Origin of the sequence: Caballeronia sp. GAWG1-1, assembly GCF_023631465.1 — a bacterium.
Lineage (GTDB): Bacteria > Pseudomonadota > Gammaproteobacteria > Burkholderiales > Burkholderiaceae > Caballeronia.
This window is the reverse complement of record NZ_JALQDB010000034.1, coordinates 36,341-54,153: the sequence shown is the minus strand read 5'-3', so window position 1 is coordinate 54,153 and position 17,813 is coordinate 36,341. Positions and strand designations below refer to the sequence as shown.

17 protein-coding genes are annotated in these 17,813 nt (G+C 62.7%); 7 read left to right on the top strand and 10 right to left on the bottom strand.

The genetic code is table 11. The annotated features are described in order from the left end of the window. The first annotated feature begins 84 nt into the window (after positions 1–84). From NCT03_RS23535 to NCT03_RS23515, 5 genes are all read left to right on the top strand, one after another. Positions 85–1,170 carry a linear amide C-N hydrolase gene (locus NCT03_RS23535; RefSeq protein WP_250494111.1) on the top strand — a complete coding sequence of 362 codons (1,086 nt, stop codon included), beginning with the start codon at positions 85–87 and terminating at the stop codon, positions 1,168–1,170. Positions 1,171–1,252: 82 nt separating this feature from the next. Then, positions 1,253–1,957, top strand: coding sequence for a DUF3348 domain-containing protein (locus tag NCT03_RS23530; RefSeq protein ID WP_250494254.1), 705 nt, complete (start codon positions 1,253–1,255; stop codon positions 1,955–1,957). A 9-nt stretch (positions 1,958–1,966) separates the two neighbouring features. Further along, complete coding sequence (locus NCT03_RS23525) at positions 1,967–4,246, top strand: DUF802 domain-containing protein (protein WP_250494109.1); 2,280 nt, start codon at positions 1,967–1,969, stop codon at positions 4,244–4,246. Next, positions 4,243–4,884 carry an OmpA family protein gene (locus NCT03_RS23520; RefSeq protein ID WP_244830162.1) on the top strand — a complete coding sequence of 214 codons (642 nt, stop codon included), beginning with the start codon at positions 4,243–4,245 and terminating at the stop codon, positions 4,882–4,884. Before NCT03_RS23525 ends, NCT03_RS23520 begins: the two co-directional genes overlap by 4 nt. Further along, on the top strand, positions 4,881–5,438 hold the full coding sequence (locus NCT03_RS23515; protein ID WP_244830163.1) for a DUF2894 domain-containing protein: 558 nt from the start codon (positions 4,881–4,883) through the stop codon (positions 5,436–5,438). The genes NCT03_RS23520 and NCT03_RS23515 overlap by 4 nt, the downstream gene beginning before the upstream one ends. Positions 5,439–5,463: 25 nt before the next feature. On the opposite strand, the gene NCT03_RS23510 is transcribed toward NCT03_RS23515, so the two are convergent. The 10 genes from NCT03_RS23510 to NCT03_RS23465 form a co-directional block, all read right to left on the bottom strand. Next, on the bottom strand, positions 5,464–6,465 hold the full coding sequence (locus NCT03_RS23510) for a transketolase family protein (RefSeq protein ID WP_250494107.1): 1,002 nt from the start codon (positions 6,463–6,465) through the stop codon (positions 5,464–5,466). Then, on the bottom strand, positions 6,462–7,304 hold the full coding sequence (locus NCT03_RS23505; RefSeq protein WP_250494105.1) for a transketolase: 843 nt from the start codon (positions 7,302–7,304) through the stop codon (positions 6,462–6,464). The genes NCT03_RS23510 and NCT03_RS23505 overlap by 4 nt, the downstream gene beginning before the upstream one ends. A 24-nt stretch (positions 7,305–7,328) precedes the next feature. Next, positions 7,329–8,657, bottom strand: coding sequence for an MFS transporter (locus tag NCT03_RS23500; protein WP_250494103.1), 1,329 nt, complete (start codon positions 8,655–8,657; stop codon positions 7,329–7,331). Between the two features lie 88 nt (positions 8,658–8,745). Beyond that, a complete protein-coding gene (locus NCT03_RS23495; RefSeq protein WP_244830167.1) occupies positions 8,746–9,495 on the bottom strand; it encodes an SDR family NAD(P)-dependent oxidoreductase in 750 nt (249 codons plus the stop codon). 135 nt (positions 9,496–9,630) lie between these two features. Beyond that, positions 9,631–10,527: a LysR substrate-binding domain-containing protein gene (locus tag NCT03_RS23490; RefSeq protein WP_244830168.1), complete on the bottom strand. Its 897-nt coding sequence runs from the start codon at positions 10,525–10,527 to the stop codon at positions 9,631–9,633. A gap of 149 nt (positions 10,528–10,676) precedes the next feature. Further along, positions 10,677–11,264 (bottom strand): peroxidase-related enzyme, encoded by a 588-nt coding sequence (locus tag NCT03_RS23485; protein ID WP_244830171.1) that lies wholly within the window; start codon positions 11,262–11,264, stop codon positions 10,677–10,679. A gap of 19 nt (positions 11,265–11,283) precedes the next feature. Beyond that, complete coding sequence (locus NCT03_RS23480; RefSeq protein WP_250468400.1) at positions 11,284–13,893, bottom strand: PAS domain-containing hybrid sensor histidine kinase/response regulator; 2,610 nt, start codon at positions 13,891–13,893, stop codon at positions 11,284–11,286. A 221-nt stretch (positions 13,894–14,114) separates the two neighbouring features. After that, positions 14,115–14,291: a hypothetical protein gene (locus NCT03_RS23475; RefSeq protein WP_244830173.1), complete on the bottom strand. Its 177-nt coding sequence runs from the start codon at positions 14,289–14,291 to the stop codon at positions 14,115–14,117. Between the two features lie 62 nt (positions 14,292–14,353). Further along, the gene (locus NCT03_RS23470; protein ID WP_250494101.1) at positions 14,354–15,184 is read right to left on the bottom strand and encodes a siderophore-interacting protein; all 831 of its coding nucleotides are present in this window, start codon (positions 15,182–15,184) and stop codon (positions 14,354–14,356) included. A 14-nt stretch (positions 15,185–15,198) separates the two neighbouring features. Continuing rightward, positions 15,199–15,960 carry a PadR family transcriptional regulator gene (locus NCT03_RS23465; protein WP_250468398.1) on the bottom strand — a complete coding sequence of 254 codons (762 nt, stop codon included), beginning with the start codon at positions 15,958–15,960 and terminating at the stop codon, positions 15,199–15,201. Positions 15,961–16,110: 150 nt separating this feature from the next. Between NCT03_RS23465 and NCT03_RS23460 the strand changes: the two genes are divergently transcribed. Next, the gene (locus tag NCT03_RS23460; protein WP_250494100.1) at positions 16,111–16,692 is read left to right on the top strand and encodes a flavin reductase family protein; all 582 of its coding nucleotides are present in this window, start codon (positions 16,111–16,113) and stop codon (positions 16,690–16,692) included. Between the two features lie 312 nt (positions 16,693–17,004). Next, on the top strand, positions 17,005–17,757 hold the full coding sequence (locus NCT03_RS23455) for a hypothetical protein (protein WP_244830177.1): 753 nt from the start codon (positions 17,005–17,007) through the stop codon (positions 17,755–17,757). Positions 17,758–17,813: the final 56 nt, after the last annotated feature.

The following is a 17,813-nucleotide window of genomic DNA, read 5'->3' as shown; positions in this document are numbered from 1 at the left end:
CTCTAGAAACGCGCCGCCGTTCATCGCGCGAAAGGGTTTCGCCGTCCTCATTCAGAATTCGAAACGATAAACGGAACTGTTGCCATGACCCGAGGATTCACCCGGAAGCTCGTCTGTCTCTTTGCACTTGCTTGGTTGTCCACCTCGCTTGCTCTAGCCTGTACGCGCGCGCTGTACGTCGGCGACAAACTCACCATCACGGGCCGCACGATGGACTGGTCCGAAGACATGCGGTCCAACCTTTGGGTGATGCCTGCCGGCATCGAGCGCGATGGCAACGCCGGCGAGCGTTCCACCAAATGGAAAGCGAAGTACGGGAGCGTGGTGGTATCGGGCTACGACATCGGCACCGTGGATGGCATGAACGAACGCGGACTCGTCGCGAATGCGCTTTATCTCGCCGAGAGCGACTACGGCAAACCCGACCCGAAACGCGATCCGCTCTCCATCAGCCTGTGGGCCCAGTACGCGCTCGACAATTTCGCGACGGTCGCGCAAGCGGTCTATGTGCTGAGCCGCGAGCCGTTTCAGATCATCGCGCCGCCTTTGCCGGACGGCAAGCCTCTCACCATCCATCTGGCGCTCTCGGACGCGCGCGGCGACTCCGCGATCTTCGAGTACATCAAGGGCAAACTGATCATCCATCAAAGCAAGCAGTACAAGGTGGTGACGAATTCGCCGGCGTATGAAGACCAGCTCGCCATCGACGCATACTGGAAAGGCGTCAGCGGCACGGCGTTCCTGCCGGGCACGAACCGCGCGGCGGACCGCTTCGTGCGCGCGTCGTTCCTCATGAATTCGATCCCCAAGCAGGCCGACCCGAACTACATGGCGGGCGTGCCGCAGAAGTCGTATCCGTTCCAGGCGGCGGCAAGCGTGATGAGCGTGATGCGTTCGGTGAGCGTGCCGCTCGGCATTCGCTCCGACAACATGCCGAATCTCTCGTCGACGATTTGGCGCACGGTGTCCGACCAGACCAACCTCGTCTATTACTTCGATTCGGCCACGCGCCCGGACACGTTCTGGGTGTCTCTGAGCAAGGTCGATCTGCGCCCGGGCGCGCCGGTGAGGAAGCTGACCATCGACGCGGGCCAAGTGTTCTCGGGCGAGACGGCGGATAAATTCGTGACGACGCCGTCGTTCACCTTCCTGCCCGCGAAAGCGCAGTGACGCGCGTGCGGCGTCCCTCCATCTCAAAATCGAGGCCGGCGCTGCGTCAGCGGTTAAAATAGCCAGCTTTTGCCCTGGTCATATCGTGCAAGCCCAGACGCGCACGGCGCTCAGCGGCCCGGCGCTCGTGCGTCTGCTGGCACGCATCGCCAACCTCGATGTTCACGAACCCGCCGCATCGCTTTCGGACCGCCTGAGCCAATGGCTCGGCTGGACCGATGCGATCGCGCTTTCGACCGCGCTCGCCGATGCGCCGCCGGTGCCTCTCGTGACGATGCACTTAGGTGCGCAGGCGCTGGAAGAAGCCTGCATGCGCATGCGCGCGTCGCTGGTGAATGCCGTCGCGGGCGGCGAGAAGCCTGCAGCCGGACGGCATCGCGCACGCGTGCCGACGCCACCTCCGGACGATCGTTCGCTCGACTTTGCGGCGTTCCGCCAGCGCTATGTGTCCTTGCAGCAGACCATGGAAACCGACATCGGCCTGTTGCGCGGCCGCTTGCGCGCGGCGCTTGCGGCGCAATCGCCCGATCTGGCGCGTCTCGCCGCCGTCGATGCCGTCATGGAACAGGCGTTGAGCGCACGCGAACGCAGCCTGCTCGCGCACGTGCCCGTGTTGCTCGGCAAGTATTTCGAGCGCATGAAGCGCGCAGCCGCGGACCAAGCCGCACCCGTGTCGAACGCCTGGCTCGATGCCTTTCGCGACGACATGCGCCACGTCTCGCTCGCCGAACTCGAAGTCCGTTTTCAACCGGTCGAAGGGCTGCTTGCCGCCCTTCGAACCCGCTAAAGCCACGCCATGCCTCGCTATATCCTGAATGTCGCCGTCTTTCTCGCTGGTCTTGCCGCCGTTTGCGGAATCGCCATTGGCTATGTCGGCTCGAATGCGCTCGCGTTTTGCGTCACGCTCCTGATCGGCGCGTGCTACCTCGCGGGCGCGGCCGAACTGCAGCGCTATCAGCAAACCACCTATGCATTCGCGCATGCGCTGCGGCAACTCGCCGTCACGCCGAAGAGCCTTGCCGTCTGGCTCGAAAGCCTGCCCGTGGGTCTGCGCAATGCGGTGCGCTTGCGGGTCGAAGGCGAGCGCGCCGCGTTGCCGGCGCCTGTGCTTGCGCCATATCTCGTCGGGTTGCTCGTGTTGCTCGGCATGCTCGGCACGCTGCTCGGCATGGTCGTGACGCTGCGCGGCACCGGCGCGGCGCTGGAAAGCGCGACCGATCTTTCGGCGATCCGCTCGTCGCTCGCGGCGCCGGTCACGGGCCTGAGTTTCGCGTTCGGCACATCGATCGCGGGTGTCGCGACATCGGCCATGCTTGGCCTGCTTTCAGCGCTGTGCCGCCGCGAACGGCTCGACGCCGTGCAGACCCTCGACCTCAAGATTGCGACGACACTGCGCGTATTTACAGAGACGCATCGGCGCGAGGAAGGCCTGAAGCTGATGCAACGGCAGGCCGATCTCATGCCGAAGCTGGTCGATCGCCTGCAAGCGATGATGCACGCCATCGAACAGCAGAGCATCGCGGCAAACGAGCGGCAACTGACCAATCAGGATGCGTTTCATGCCAAAACCGAGACTTCGTATCGGCGGCTGGCGGCATCGGTGGAACAGTCGTTGAAGCAGAGCGTCGCCGACAGCGCGCGCGCCGCGAGCGGCGCGCTGCAACCGATCATGCAATCCGCCATGGACGGCATCGCGGGCGAGACGGCAGCCTTGCACGGCAAGATCGAACAGGCCGTGGCGCGGCAGCTGGATGGCTTGTCGAGCGGCTTCGAGGCTTCGTCGGCGAAAATCGCGGGCATCTGGCAAGACTCGCTCGATAAACATCGGCAGTCGAACGAAGCGCTCGTCACGCGCATGGGCACATCGCTCGACGGCTTCGCGCAGGGCTTCGAAACGCGCTCGGCCGCGTTGCTCGAAGGCGTATCGGCGCGCATGGAACGCATCACGAGCGGCTTCACGACTTCGGTGACGGAGATCGCGGAGCACTGGAACCAGTCGCTCGCCGGGCATCGAAAGTCGAACGAGGCGTTGATAACGGGAACGCGCGCCGCGCTCGATGGTCTTGCCGAAACGTTCGAGCAACGCGCGTCCGGTTTGATCGATGGCGTCGCCGCGCGGCTCGACCACACGTCATCCACGCTCGCCGAAACGTGGAGCGAAGCGCTCACGCAACAGACGCGCACCGGCGAGCATCTCGCCGCGCAACACGAGCAGGCGTTGCTTAAAGCGACGGCGAGTTTCGAGGAACACGCCGCTTCGCTGCTGCTCGCCGTCGATCGATCGCACGCCGGTTTGCGCGACGAGATCGCATCGAACAGCGAAGCGCGCCTGAACGCCTGGACCGATGCGCTCGCCACGCTCGCCGCCAACCAGCGCGAACAATGGCAAGAGACGAGCGCGTTCGCCGCCGAACGTCAGCAGAACATCTGCGACACGCTCGCGCGCACCGCGAGCGAGATGGCCGCCGATGCCGAGAAGCGCGCGAGCGGCACCATCACGAAGATCGAAGGACTGGTCGCGGCGGCGTCGGAAGCGCCGAAGCTCGCCGCCGATGTGATTGCGCAGATGCGCGAGAAACTCAGCGAATCCATGGTCCACGACAACGCCATGCTGGACGAGCGCACGCGCTTGCTCGCCACGCTCGAAACCTTGCTCGATGCGGTGAATCACACGTCGAACGAACAGCGTGTGGCCGTCGATGCGCTCGTCGCTTCGTCATCGGACCTGCTCGCGCGCGTCGGCACGCAGTTCACCGACAAGGTCGAGGCAGAGACCATCAAACTCGAAGCGGTCGCGGCGCAAGTCACGAGCGGCGCGCTCGAAGTCGCGAGTCTCGGCGATGCGTTCGGCGGCGCCGTGCAGTCTTTCGGCGCATCGAACGAACTGCTCGTCGCGCATCTCAAGAGCATCGAGGCCGCGCTCGACAAGTCGCTTGCGCGCAGCGACGAACAGCTTGCCTATTACGTGGCGCAGGCGCGTGAGGTGATCGATCTGAGCACGCTTTCGCAGAAGCAGATCGTCGAAGACCTGCAGCGTATCGCGGGGCAGCGCGCCGCCGGAGCGAAGGCCGCATGAACGAGGAGATCGATGGCGGCGTGGAGGCCGCCGCGCCCATCTGGGCTGCGTTCGCCGATCTCATGTCGGTACTGCTGGGCGCGTTCGTGCTGATCCTGGTCGGCGTCATTGGCGTGCAGTTGCAACTGTCGACGCGGCTGGAAAACGAAGTCAAGCAGCGGCAGATGGAAACGCAGCGCCGCAAGACGCTGGAGCAGGCGCTGGCTGGCCCGCTCGCGTCGGGGCGCGTGACGCTGGTGAACGGGCGCATCGGCATTAGCGGCAGCGTGTTGTTTGCGTTGAATTCCGATCAGTTGCAGCCGCAAGGGCGTGATGTGCTCAAGAGCCTTGCAGGACCGCTTTCCGCCTATCTCGGTTCGCACGAAGAGATTCTGATGGTGAGCGGTTTCGCCGACGATCAGCAGGTGCACGAAGGCAATCGCCGCTTCGCCGACAACTGGGAACTCTCGGCCAAACGCGCCTTGACGGTGACGCGCGCGCTGATCGACGCGGGTGTGCCATCGTCGTCCGTATTCGCGGCGGCGTTCGGCTCCGAGCAGCCGATCAGTTCCAATGCCGACGATCTGGGTCGCGCGAAGAATCGTCGAGTCGAGATTTCAGCGGTGCCGCGGCCGACCAACGGTGGAGTAAAGCGGTGACTGAGCGCTCGCAAGCACGCGCAATGCTCGATGAATGGCGCGTTCAGGGCGATGATCGCGTGAGTCCGCTGCGCTTCGCGTTCATCGATTCGCTCGAACGGAGAGCGAGCGCGCAGCGTGGCGAGGCGCGTCGTTTGCTGGATGCACGCTTGCAGACCTTGCTCCATGACTACGCGCGAGAAGTCCAACTTGCCGCGCCTGTCGAGCCGTCACGAAAGGTTGAAAGCACGCCGCTCGCCGTGCTGGTCGCCGACATGAATGCGCGCGTGGCGCATGCCTCACAGAGCGAATTGCTCGAATACTTCCGTGAAGTGTGGGCCCGACTCAGCGCCGAGCAGCGCCTGAACGAGTCTCTCGCGCGGGTGCCGAAAAACGCGGGTCCGCTCAATTCGAGCAGTCTGGTGCATCGTTCGCTTGCATTGATGCGCGAAGTTTCACCCGCTTATTTGCAGCACTTTCTTGCGTATCTGGACGGGCTTTCGTGGATGGAAGAAATGGCGGGCGATGCACCCGCCGTCAAGAAACCCATGCGGGGCAAGGCGGCTCGCGGTTGAGCCGCGCCCGCCCGCATTCGTGCCGTTAGCCCAACCATCCTTTGATGGTTTCGCTCATCACGCGGGTGGAAATGCCATAACGGTCATGCAAGGTCGGTAACGCGCCGGCATCCAGAAACGCATCGGGCAGGGCGATCTGCTTGAACGGCGGCGCGACGCCAGCGTTCAGCAACGCGGCAGCGACACCTTCGCCAAGCCCTCCGATCACCGTGTGATTCTCGGCCACGACCACGAGCCGTCCCGAACGCCGCGCTTCGCGCACGATGGTCTCGGTGTCGAGCGGCTTGATGGTCGGCACGTGCAGCACCGCGACATCCACGTTGTCGGCCTCGAGCGCCTTCGCGGTTTCCAGCGCGCGCATGGTCATGATCCCGGACGAGATCATCAGCACGTCGGCGCCATCGCGCAGAAGCTTCGCCTTGCCGAGTTCGAACTGATAGTCGTATTCGTCGAGCACGGCGGGCACGTTGCCGCGCAACAGGCGCGCGTACACCGGCCCTTTGTGCGCGGCGATGGCGGGCACCATCTGCTCGATATCGAGCGCGTCGCACGGATCGATCACGGTCATGTTGGGCATGGCGCGCATCAACGCGAGGTCTTCGGCGGCCTGATGGCTCGGACCGTAACCCGTGGTGAGCCCCGGCAATGCGCAAACGATCTTCACATCGAGATTGTCTTCGGCGATAGTCTGGTGGATGAAGTCATACGCGCGCCGCGTCGCGAATACGGCATAGGTCGTGACGAACGGCTGCGCGCCTTCATGCGCGAAGCCGGATGCCGCGCCCATCAGCAACTGCTCGGCCATGCCCATCTGGTAGAAGCGCTCGGGAAACTCCTTCGCGAAGATATGCAGGTCCGTGTATTTGCCGAGATCGGCCGTCATGCCGATCACATTGCTCTTGGTGCGTGCGAGTTCCACCAGCGCGTGTCCGAAAGGCGCCGAGCGCGTGAGCTGTCCTTCGCTCGCGATGGACGCGATCATCGCCGATGTCTTCAGGCGCGGCTTTTGTGTCAGCGTATCGCTCATGCTTGTCTCCCTTGTTCAAGTGCCTGAAGCGCCAGTTGCCATTCGTCGGCATCGACACGGATGAAGTGGTTCTTCTCGCGCTCTTCGAGAAACGGCACGCCGCAGCCCATGCGCGTATCGCACACGATGATGCGCGGCTTCGCTTCCTTCAGATTGCGCGCGTTATCGAACGCTTGTTTGACGGCGTCGATGTCGTTGCCAGTCACGCGCTGCACATACCAGCCGAACGCTTCGAGCTTCGGCACGAGCGGCTCGAACGCCATGATCTGCGTCGAGGGTCCGTCCGCCTGCTGATTGTTCACGTCGATCATGGCGATGAGGTTGTCGAGCTTCCAGTGCGATGCCGACATCAGCCCTTCCCAGATCGCGCCTTCGTCTAATTCGCCATCGGAAAAGAGCGTGTAGACAAAAGACTTCGATCCTTTACGCTTGAGACCGAGGCAACGGCCGACCGCGATCGTGAGCCCTTGTCCGAGCGAGCCGCCCGACATTTCCATGCCTGGCGTATAGCTCGCCATGCCGGACATGGGCAGACGGCTGTCGTCGCTGCCGTAGGTCTCGAGTTCCGCTTGTGGCAGGATGCCCGCTTCGAAGAGCGCAGCGTACAGCGCGATTGCATAGTGACCGTTGGACAAGAGGAAGCGGTCGCGCTCTTCCCATTCGGGATCTTCGGGGCGATAGTCCATCGCGCCGAAGTAAGCGACGGCCAGCACGTCGGCGATATCGAGCGCCTGGCCGATATACCCTTGACCTTGCACTTCGCCCATCAACAACGCATTGCGGCGGATACGGTAGGCACGCTCGGCGAGCGTGACCTCTTCGATGACTGCACTACTCATGATGTTTGTCTCCTTGAAAAATCTTTAGCGGTTCACGGTCTTGGCGGGCACGAGAAAGACCAGCGCCGCGCCCACGACGATTGCAATCGAGATGAAGATGAGACCGGCCGTCGATTTGCCCGTGAAGTCATTCAGCCAGCCGACGATGGTCGGAGAAAAGAAGCCCGCGAGATTGGCGAAGCAGTTGACCGCGGCAATGCCCGCCGCCGCCGACATGCCACCCAGCACGGCCGTTGGCAACGACCAGAATTGCGCCGATGAACTCAGGATGCCTGCCGCCGCGACGCTCACACAGATGATCGACGCGCTCACGCTGCCAAGCGTCGGCAAGGTGGCGAACGCCGCTGCGGCGATGAGCATGGGAATGGCCAGATGCAGGCGCCGCTCGCGGCGTTTGTCGGCGCTCGAACCGATGAGCGGCAGCGCGATGATGGCGCACAGATACGGAATCGCGGTGAAGATGCCGACCCACAGCGGGTCCGCCACGCCGGCACGTCGCACGATGGTCGGCAGCCAGAACGTGAGCCCATACTGTCCGAGCACGACGCAGAAGTAGATCGATGCCATCAGCCACAAGCGACGGTCGCCGATGAACGCGCGAATCGATACGTGCTGCACGGTCTGCGCATTGTCCTTTTCGACGTTGCGGGCGAGCAGGGCTTTCTCCGCATCCGTGAGCCACTTGGCTTGCGCAATGCTGTTGTCGAGATAGAAAAGGATCGCGACGCCGAGAAAGAGCGAAGGCAACGCTTCGAGCATGAAGAGCCACTTCCATCCGGCAAGTCCGTGCGCACCGGCAAGCGCATGCATGATCCAGCCGGAGAGCGGACCGCCGACCATGCCCGCGAGCGGAATGGCCATGAAGAACAGCGACAATGCCTTGGCGCGCCGCGCAGCGGGAAACCAGTACGTGAGATAGAGAATCACGCCCGGCGCGAAGCCCGCCTCGGCGACACCGAGCAGAAAGCGCAGGACATAGAACATCGTCGGCGACTTGACGAACACGAAGCTCGCCGAGATCACCGCCCACGTGAGCATGATGCGCGCAAGCCAGTTGCGCGCGCCGACTCGATGAAGAACGAGATTGCTCGGTACCTCGAAGAGGAAGTAACCAAGGAAGAAGATGCCTGCGCCCACGCCGTAGATGGTTTCGCTGAAGCGCAGGTCATTGAGCATCTGCAATTTGGCGAAGCCGACGTTCACGCGATCCAGATACGCGCCGAGATAGCACAGCATCAGAAAGGGGATGAGCCGCCGTCCGACCTTGGCGTAAGTCTGCGCTTCGAAGCTCGTGGAATCGGCAGGTGAAGCAAATTCGGCCGTGGCGGCCGGCGCGGAATATTTCGGTTTCATGCTTGTCTCCAATGGACCGGAAAAGCGCCTGCGCGTTGATCCGGTCACGTGCCCCGGTTGGTCCGGGTGCGTATCTGAGGTCGAATGCTTAGTGAATCAGCATGCCGCCGTTCACGTCGAGTGTGACTCCGGTAAGGTAGGAAGAGAGGCCGCTCGTGAGAAAGAGGCAGGCGTTGGCGATATCGGCGGCGTCGCCCAGACGTCCGAGCGGAATGCCCTTGATGATGTCCGTGCGCATTTCAGGTGTGAGTTTGTCGCCCGTGATGTCGGTCTGGATCAGGCCCGGCGTGATGGAGTTCACGCGGATGTGGTCGGGGCCGAGTTCGCGCGCCATCGCGCGGGCAAGACCGAGCACGCCCGCTTTGGCCGCGCTGTAATGCGGGCCGCCGAAGATGCCGCCGCCGCGTTGCGCGGAGACCGAAGACATGCAGACGATCGAGCCTTGCTGCTGCTTCTTCATCTGCGGAATCACGGCTTGCGACATGTAGAGCGTGCCGCGCAGATTCACGCCGATGACCGCATCGAAATTGTCCGCGCTGATTTCCAGCGTCTTGATCGGTTGCGTGATGCCCGCGTTGTTGATGAGCGCATCGATACGCCCGTATTTCTCGATGGCCGCGTTGGCGGCATCGACGCAGGCGGCTTTGTCGGTGACGTCGCAGGCAAGACCGAGATGGCCGTCGCCGAGATCGCTCGCGGCGCTTTCGGCATCGGCCTGACGGAGATCGAGAATGACGATGCGCGCGCCTTCTGCCGCAAGCGCCCTGGCTGTTGCCTTGCCGATCCCGCGCGCCGAAGCCGCGCCCGTGACGATCACTACCTGGTTGTCGAGCAGCATGTTTGTCTCCGTTGGTTGTCTGGTGTGGATGCAGTGTCTTCGCGTTCCACATGACGATCAACGGAGTTTGTCTCAGCTATTGCTGAGAAATTTTCAGGTGTTCGCGGCGCCTTTCACTACGGGCCTCGAGGGCTGTCACCGTCTCTCACGGCCTCGTTCAATCTCCTGGTCCATCCACGCGAGAAACTTCGCGACGCGCGGCAGGTCCGCGTTCTGACTGGGGTATACCAGATGATGCGCGCCGACTTCGACGGCATACTCGCGCCCGAATACCGGCACGAGCGAACCGCGTTCGAGATGCACGGAGGCGAGCATGGTGCTTTCGAGCGCGATGCCATGACCGAGCGCGGCGGCTTCGAGCGACATGTAGGAGCGATCGAAGGAGAAATCGAACGCCTTGCGCCGCGTTGCCACGCCGAACTTGCCGAACCACTGCTGCCATTGCACGAGCGGCGACTCGGAGAAGATCAGCCTGTGTTCGATCAGATCGTCGGGCGATGCCACCGGATAGCGTTCCAGATACGCGGGAGATGCAAGCGGCGCAATGGTTTCGTGACGCAGGGTTCTGACTTCGATATCGGTCCAGTGCCCGTAGCCGTGACGGACATCGACATCGTAAAAACCCGAGGTAAAGGACACGTTTTCATAGGAGCACGCGAGGTTCATCTGGATATCGCCATTCGCCTCCTGGAACGCGGCGAGGCGCGGCAAGAGCCACATGAGGCCGAAGCTCGGACTCGAATGAATGCGTAGTATCTCGACCGATGTTTCGCTCGATGCCCGCTCGGTTGCGCGGTTGAGTTCGGCGAGCGCGCCGGTGACATCGGCAAGATATTGCGTGCCGGTGGGCGTGAGAACGAGGCCGCGTCCGAGCCGCGTGAAAAGCGCGCGGCCCACGATGCTCTCTAGATTCGCGAGCTGATGACTGACCGCGGAGGGCGTGAGGCCGAGTTCATCGGCGGCGCGGTTGACGCTCTTGGTGCGGGCGACGCTTTCGAACGCGATGATCGACTTCAGGGGAGGAAGGCGCATGGATGCGAGCGTGGAGTTGTCGAGGAGCGGGGCGGTGAAGTTTAGCTCGATTCGTGGGGCATACGCAGTGCAATGGACTTGCAAAGCACAGCCATTTCAGCGCCGCAGGAAGACTTGTGAAACGAATGCTTCCTTCTCTCGACAGGCCGCTAACCGCGCTCCCTACCCACCCGTCCCATCAGATAAAACTCCTCGTTCGGCCGCATGGCGATCACGTTCGCCATGCGGTTCGACAACCCGAAAAACGCCGTGATCGCCGCGATATCCCACGCGTCTTCATCGCTGAAACCGTGTTCGCGCAGCGTGGCAAAGTCTCTATCGTCCACCGTGCCTGAAGCCTGGCAGACCTTCAACGCGAAATCGAGCATGGCCTTTTGACGCGGCGTGATGTCCGCCTTGCGATGATTCACCGCGACCTGATCCGCCACCAGCGCATTCTTCTCGTAGATGCGCAGAATCGCGCCATGCGCGACCACGCAGTAAAGGCAATCGTTCACCGCGCTCGTCGCCACCACGATCATCTCGCGCTCGCCCTTGGTCAGCCCGCCGTCCTTCAGCATCAGCGCATCGTGATACGCGAAGAACGCACGAAACTCGTCGGGCCTGTGCGCAAGCGTCAGGAACACATTCGGCACGAAGCCGGCCTTCTCCTGCACTTCGAGAATGCGCGCACGGATATCGTCCGGCCACGCTTGCGGATCGGGAACGGGGTAGCGGCTGATGGGACGCGTGGTCATCGTTTCTCCGGTCATGGCTTCATCGCGCGACGGTCAGCGACGAAAGCAGCTTCAATAAACTATCCACGTTGACGGGCTTCACGAAGTGATAGTCGAAACCCGCCGACTGCGCGCGCAAGCGATCCTCCGCTTGCCCGTAGCCGGTAATCGCGATCAGCATGGGCGCACGTTCGCCCTTGCGCCGCAAGCGCCGCGCCAGTTCGTATCCGTCGATATCCGGCAAGCCGATGTCGAGCAGCGCGACATCCGGATGAAACGGCGGCGCGGCATCGAGCGCTTCGGCCGACGAGTACGCCACGCGTGCCTTGTGTCCTTCCGATTCGCACAGCATGGCGAGCGAATCGGCGGCATCGCGATTGTCATCGACCACGAGTATGCGCAACGAAGCATTCGCTTTCGGCGCTTCGGTATCCGACAACGCGCGCGCGGAATGCCGCTCATGATGATGAAGCCGCGGCAGCCGCACCGTAACCGTCGTGCCGAGTCCCGGTCCCGGACTTTGTACGGTGATGGTTCCCTTGTGCATCTCCACGAGCTTCTTCACGAGCGAAAGGCCGATGCCAAGCCCGCCATTCGAGCGGTCAAGCGTGCGCTCGCCCTGCGAGAACAGCTCGAAAACCTTGGGCAGAAGGTCCGCCGAAATGCCCGTGCCGCTATCCGCGATGACGATCGAAACCCACTGCGCATCCGCCTGAACACTCACCGAAATGCGCCCCTGCTCGGGCGTGTACTTGCTCGCGTTATTGAGCACGTTGACGAGGATTTGCGAGAGCCGCGTGACATCGCCGCAGACCCAGGTGGTGGCGTCGGGGACATCGACGGCAATATGCTGCGAGCGCGCCTCGACCATGCCGGCAATCGCCTCGACCGCGTGATACACCGCCGTGCCCACGAGTATCGGTTCCACTTGCAGCGCAATGCGCCCCTGCGTGATGCGCGACACTTCGAGCAGGTCATCGACGATACGCGTCATATGCTCCACTTGTCTGCGCATGAGGTCGATCATCTCGCGCGTTTGCGCCTCTACGTCGTGATCCTTTTGCACGAGGGCAATCGCCGTGCGCAGCGGCGCGAGCGGATTGCGCAATTCATGCGCGAGCATTGCGAGAAACTCGTCCTTGCGACGGCCGGCCTCGCGCAACATGAGTTCCATGTGCTTGCGTTCGGTGATGTCGATCACGCTGCCGATGATGCGCAACGGCACGCCGTCCTTGCTGCGCTGAAGCAGGGCGCTGCCCTGCATCCACTGTTCCCCGTGCATCGTCTGCACACGAAACTCGAACTGGCTGCCCGGATCTTCGCCGGATGCCACGCGCCGCACGTAATGGTCGAGCGTCGCGGCATCGTCGGGATGCACGCGGGCGAGCGCCGCGTCATACGTGATCGTGTCGTTCACCTGCCATTCGCCGCCGGTTTCGAAGAGGAGCGTCCAGGTTTCGAGTTCGAGCGAAACGATATGAATCTTGGCCGCCTGCATCGCCACCGTAAGACGCAGGCTGCGCGCTTCGATGGCGGCCTGCGCCTCGTATTGTGGCGTGACGTCGGTGGTCGTGCCGAACCATTCCTGCAGGGCGCCCTGATGATCGTAGAGCGGCGCGGCATGCGCCTGCACGATGCGGTAGGTGCCATCGCGTCTGAACATGCGGAACGTGAGCGTGAGCGCGTTGCCTTGTCGCACGGCGTCGAGCCACGTGCTGCGCGTGCGCTCGCGGTCGTCGGGATGCACGAAGTCGAGCCAGCCGAAGCCCATCAGACGATCGGGCGGCGCGCCCGTGAACTTCTCCCAGTCGCCGCCGGAGGGGCGAATAGCGCCGTTGGCATCGGCGGACCAGACGAGCGCATCCGTCGATTCGACGAGCGCCCGATATCGTCGCTCGGAACGGCTCAGACGCTCTTCGTCCGCGCGCTGTTCGCTTATATCGAAGCTCACGCCGTAGACGCGCGTCAGCACGCCATGCCGGTCGAACTCGGGATGCCCGCGCATGCGCAGCCAGCGATGCTCGGACTGATCGCCATCGAGCATGAAATCGAACTCGAACGGACCGCCGTCGCGCAGTGCTTCGGTGAGCATGCGCTGGAACGGCTCGCGATATTCCGGCGCAACGCGATCCCACACTTCCGAGAGCATGACGGCCTCGGTGCCCGGCGGAAACGAATAGAGCGCGGCGAGTTGCGCGGTCATGCGCACCACGCGCGTTTTCATGTCCCATTCCCACGCGCCCATGCGCGCGCCCGCGAACGCAGCCTGCAAACGCCGTTCGCTTGCTTCATACAAGGCCCATGCATGCCGCGATTCGTGAATGTCGATGGCCACGCCGACCGTATCGCCGAACTCGCCTTCGTCGTCGCGACGCGCCTGTAAGTGAAGCGTATGCCAACGGTAAGCGCCATCCGCGCGCAAGAGACGCACATCGACATTGCGCAGCAGCGTGCCGTCGCGCATTTGACGGAGCGCATCGAGCACGGGCGGGATGTCGTCGGGATGAACGAAGGCGTCCCAGTGACGGCCTTCGAGTTCCGGCATGGCAATGCCGAGATACCGGCAAGCCCACGGATTGGCGTAGCGGATAGTGCCGTCTCGCGCCGCACGCCAGACGAAGGACGGCAGGAAATGAGCAGGATCGTGCATGGGCGTCTTTGCTTCGAATCACCGGCAAGACGCGTTGCCTGGTGCGATATATGGTTGTGAGCTAGGGGTCGTACCAATAGCTTAGGGATACCATACATCAAAGCGCGGCAACATCGGCGCTTCCGAGCAAGTTCAACACTCGGTAGTCCGTGTGATTCGGTACAAAGTGCGCTGCGAACGCCCGTTCGCGGCGCTATGTACTCTGCACTTCGTTAAGAGAACTAGCCTGCTTCGCCTACGTCTTTCGGATCGGGCAGCTTGCCTCCTTCGCTGCCCTTGGCGGGTTCTGGCTCGTTCTTCAGTTCGCTTTTCTGCTCATCGGAAAGACGCCGGTCAGCCACGTTCGGATCTTCGCTCGTCTGCTTCGGCGGCGTCTGTCGTTCGTTTTGCTCGCTCATGTGCACTCCACGCGTTGGGTTCGATGGAGCATATTGCACGCGGCGTGCCCAGGCTTCTAGCGTTACTCGTCGATGGTCCCGTGCACGCCTTGCTCGCCATGCTTCCAGTACGCCGAAGCCCGAATGCGCCGCTTGTCGAGACCGCGTTCGTTGCACAGCAACTGGCGCACTGCGCGCATGAGCGTGGCTTCGCCGGCGGCCCAGACGTATCCGTCGCCTTCGGGCAGATACGTGTAGCGCAAGGCGTGCAAGAGCGCGGCATGTGCATCGTCGCTGTCGCTGCGATAAATCCACTGCGCGAAGAGATCGGCACGCGTGTCGAGTTCGATATGCGCCGATAAGTCCGCCGCCTGAATCAGCGTGGCCACGCGTGTACCGGCAGGCAATTCTTCGAGCCGCCGCGCGATGGCGGGCAGGGCGGTTTCATCGCCGATCAAGAGATGCCAGTCGAATTGCGCGGGAATGACGAACGAGCCACGCGGCCCGCCGATGCCGAGGTACTGCCCTGGCTTGGCTTGTGCCGCCCACGCCGTGGCCGGCCCGGCTTCGTGCATGGCGAACTCGAGGTCGAGCTCGCGCGCGGCGCGATCGAAGCGGCGCGGCGTGAAATCCCGCGCGACGGGGCGCGGCTTGTCTGGATCGAACACTGGACCATTCGGGCCTGCTTGCGGCACTACGGGCTTGTCCTCGCCCGGCAGCGGGAAAAACACCTTGACGTGGTCGTCGAACGAGGCGCTTTCGAAGTCGGCGAGATCGTCGCCTCGAAGCGTCACGCGCACCAAATGCGGGTTGAGCGTGGCAACCTGCGTGACTTGCAGCAAGCGAAACTTGAGCGCATGCCGCACGCGCGTGACTTCCAGTTCGGGACGGTGTTGCAGTGCGGATTCTGTCATCGTGTGTCGCTCCTTTACGCCTGCTTGGGCGCGGGATTCTGTTCGATCTCGGCGGTCGCGCGCGCCAGAATTTCGGCGATACGGCGTTGCTCGTCCGGCGAAACATCGGTGCGCAAGACCAGCGCGCGTTTCAGCGCTCGGCGCGCGGCGATCAGCTCGGACGTCCAGCCGTTGTCGGCGGCGGTATCGTCGCTTTCCTCGCCGGCATAGGCGCGGCGCACGAGGTCCATCTTGCGGGCAAAGTGCGTGAGCTTCGCGAGCATCAGGTCGATGCGTTCGCGGTTCGCTTCCAGATAGTCGCGGCCCGCGTCGGACAGCGCGTAGCGCTTGCGGTTGCCTTCCACTTCGACAGTCGCGTAGCCGATTTCTTCCAGGTATGTCAGCGCCGGATAGACCATGCCGGGGCTCGGGGCATAGAAACCGTTCGAACGGTCTTCGAGCGCCTTGATGAGTTCGTAACCGTGACGCGGCGCCTCGGCCAGCATGGCGAGCAGCAGCAGTTGCAGGTCGTCCGAGGAGAACTTGCGGCCGCGCGGCATGCCGTCTTCGCCGCCGAAGCCACCGCGTCCGCCACGGCCACCGAAGCCGCCGCCAAAGCCGCCGCCGAAGCGGTCGTCTCCGCCGCCACCTCCGCGTCCGTGCCGGCCGATCAGCCCCAGGCGGGAAAAGGCGAAACGCTCGACCCACTCGGGCGCGTTGCGAATGTCGAAGGGAAAATCGAAGCCAGCCGCGCGAGAACCCGCGTCGCGCCCGCGATGAAAACATTTGGATCGCATGAGATCACTCTTTAGATATCGTAAAACATATCTAAAGATATATATCGTAAGAGCGTCTGTCAAGCGACTATTTCACAATAAGCAGCCGTCCGGCGATGCCACCTACAATCCTTCGATATTCACCCCTACCCAATCACGCAGGAAACTCAAATGACTCACTTCCGCTCCGTCGCCCTTGAACACGCAAGCCGGTTGATCAATCACGGACCCACCGTGCTCGTCACGAGCGTTTATGGCGAACGTCGCGACGTGATGGCCGCGGCCTGGTCGATGCCGGTCGAATTCACGCCGCCGCGCATCGCCGTGGTCATCGACAAGAGCACTTACACGCGTGAACTCGCGATGGCGAGCGGCGTGTTCGGCGTCGTCATTCCGGGCGCGGCGGCTATCGACTTGACGTTTGCGGTCGGCTCGACGAGCGGACGCGAGATCGACAAGTTCAAGACTTTCGGGATCGAGACGATAAAAGGACCAGTGCTCGGTCTTCCGTTGATCGAGACGAACTGTGCGGCTTGGCTGGAATGCCGGCTCATCAGCGAGCCGCATACGCAAGACGCCTATGACACGTGCTTCGCCGAAGTCGTGTCCGCTGCGGCCGACGAACGCATTTTCTCTAACGGTCATTGGAACGTGGATGACTCCAATGCGTCGCTGCATACCATCCATCATCTTGGCGCGGGCAAGTTCGTGCGCGGCTCATCCATGCAGCAAGCCAAGCCGCTCACGCGATAAAACTTGCCGCTTGTCAAGGCTGTCGTCGGTCGATCTGATGCGGCCTTGTACGCCTTTAGAGCGCACGTTCTAAGCGTGATTTAAAAGGTCTAAAGAATCTCTTTTCCCGGTCGTTAAGCAGTCGACGAACGCGAGGCACCGATGGTGCACTTGCGTCGCAAATAACAAGCACGCGATCCGTCACATGAACTCGGACGTGTGCGATAGGTGGGTGAGGACAGGTTTCATACAGTCACGGGCTTGCTGCGAAAGCAGCGCGCCGGTGTGACTGCCATGAAGGCCGCTCGCACCATCCGGGGAAAGGGGTGTGGTATGAAACAACGGTTTTCGGGTTTGCGATTCGTCGTTTATCTCGTGGGCTTCACGGGGCTATTGTGGCTGAGACTTTTGATCTCACCCGATGGCAAAAGCGGCGTGTTGGCCTTCTTCGCGTGCGTGGCCTCGCTCGCGGCGGCTTATCTGGTTTATTACGCGGCGTCGGAGGGTTACTTTCGCAACCTTGCCGGTGGCGTGGTGGTTTATCTTGCCATCGCGGCAGTGGTCGTGGCGTGTCCGCCATTCGTCTTGCTGCTTGCGTTCTGGTCGGTGACGAGCCTCTTCAAACAGCGCCGCGCGCTGCTCATGCATGCGCTTGCAAGCGTCATGTTATTCCTGCTCATCTTTCCGATGCCGCTCGCCGAGCGCCTTGGCATGCCTGAACTTGCGGGTGCGCCAGCGGGTCTCGCGTATCTGGTGTTTTCGCTTGCGTGGTCGGCTGTGGCGGCGCGCAGTCCGTTGAAGATCGGCCTCTTCAAGTTCGCGACGATGCTTGTGGCCCTGCCGCTCATTGGTACTTTCGTGTCGCTGGTTGGCGGCGGGATGCTGAATCGTCCGGAGCGGCGTGTGCGTAATTCGCTGGCACGTTCGCGACGGGCGATGCAGTTGGCTTTGCCTGCGCCCGAGGCTACAGCGGCTTCTTCCGCCTCGCGTGTGGCTTCGACCGATGCCGGATTGGCGTTGCCTGCCGCCTTGATCGCGGGGATCGCGGCTGAGGTGCTGATGCCGGTGGCTGTCGCGGCTGAGTAGGAGAGGTGTTTCGCCGATATGCTTGGTGGATGAGCGTATCGGCGGGGATGTTGGAG

What these genes read in the sequence shown, in the direction of transcription:
- NCT03_RS23535 (WP_250494111.1), top strand. Translation starts at nt 85, where the DNA reads ATGACCCGAGGATTCACCCGGAAGCTCGTCTGTCTCTTTGCACTTGCT.
- NCT03_RS23525 (WP_250494109.1), top strand. Translation starts at nt 1,967, where the DNA reads ATGCCTCGCTATATCCTGAATGTCGCCGTCTTTCTCGCTGGTCTTGCC.
- NCT03_RS23520 (WP_244830162.1), top strand. Translation starts at nt 4,243, where the DNA reads ATGAACGAGGAGATCGATGGCGGCGTGGAGGCCGCCGCGCCCATCTGG.
- NCT03_RS23510 (WP_250494107.1), bottom strand. Translation starts at nt 6,465, where the DNA reads ATGAGCGATACGCTGACACAAAAGCCGCGCCTGAAGACATCGGCGATG.
- NCT03_RS23505 (WP_250494105.1), bottom strand. Translation starts at nt 7,304, where the DNA reads ATGAGTAGTGCAGTCATCGAAGAGGTCACGCTCGCCGAGCGTGCCTAC.
- NCT03_RS23500 (WP_250494103.1), bottom strand. Translation starts at nt 8,657, where the DNA reads ATGAAACCGAAATATTCCGCGCCGGCCGCCACGGCCGAATTTGCTTCA.
- NCT03_RS23495 (WP_244830167.1), bottom strand. Translation starts at nt 9,495, where the DNA reads ATGCTGCTCGACAACCAGGTAGTGATCGTCACGGGCGCGGCTTCGGCG.
- NCT03_RS23490 (WP_244830168.1), bottom strand. Translation starts at nt 10,527, where the DNA reads ATGCGCCTTCCTCCCCTGAAGTCGATCATCGCGTTCGAAAGCGTCGCC.
- NCT03_RS23485 (WP_244830171.1), bottom strand. Translation starts at nt 11,264, where the DNA reads ATGACCACGCGTCCCATCAGCCGCTACCCCGTTCCCGATCCGCAAGCG.
- NCT03_RS23480 (WP_250468400.1), bottom strand. Translation starts at nt 13,893, where the DNA reads ATGCACGATCCTGCTCATTTCCTGCCGTCCTTCGTCTGGCGTGCGGCG.
- NCT03_RS23475 (WP_244830173.1), bottom strand. Translation starts at nt 14,291, where the DNA reads ATGAGCGAGCAAAACGAACGACAGACGCCGCCGAAGCAGACGAGCGAA.
- NCT03_RS23470 (WP_250494101.1), bottom strand. Translation starts at nt 15,184, where the DNA reads ATGACAGAATCCGCACTGCAACACCGTCCCGAACTGGAAGTCACGCGC.
- NCT03_RS23465 (WP_250468398.1), bottom strand. Translation starts at nt 15,960, where the DNA reads ATGCGATCCAAATGTTTTCATCGCGGGCGCGACGCGGGTTCTCGCGCG.
- NCT03_RS23460 (WP_250494100.1), top strand. Translation starts at nt 16,111, where the DNA reads ATGACTCACTTCCGCTCCGTCGCCCTTGAACACGCAAGCCGGTTGATC.
- NCT03_RS23455 (WP_244830177.1), top strand. Translation starts at nt 17,005, where the DNA reads ATGAAACAACGGTTTTCGGGTTTGCGATTCGTCGTTTATCTCGTGGGC.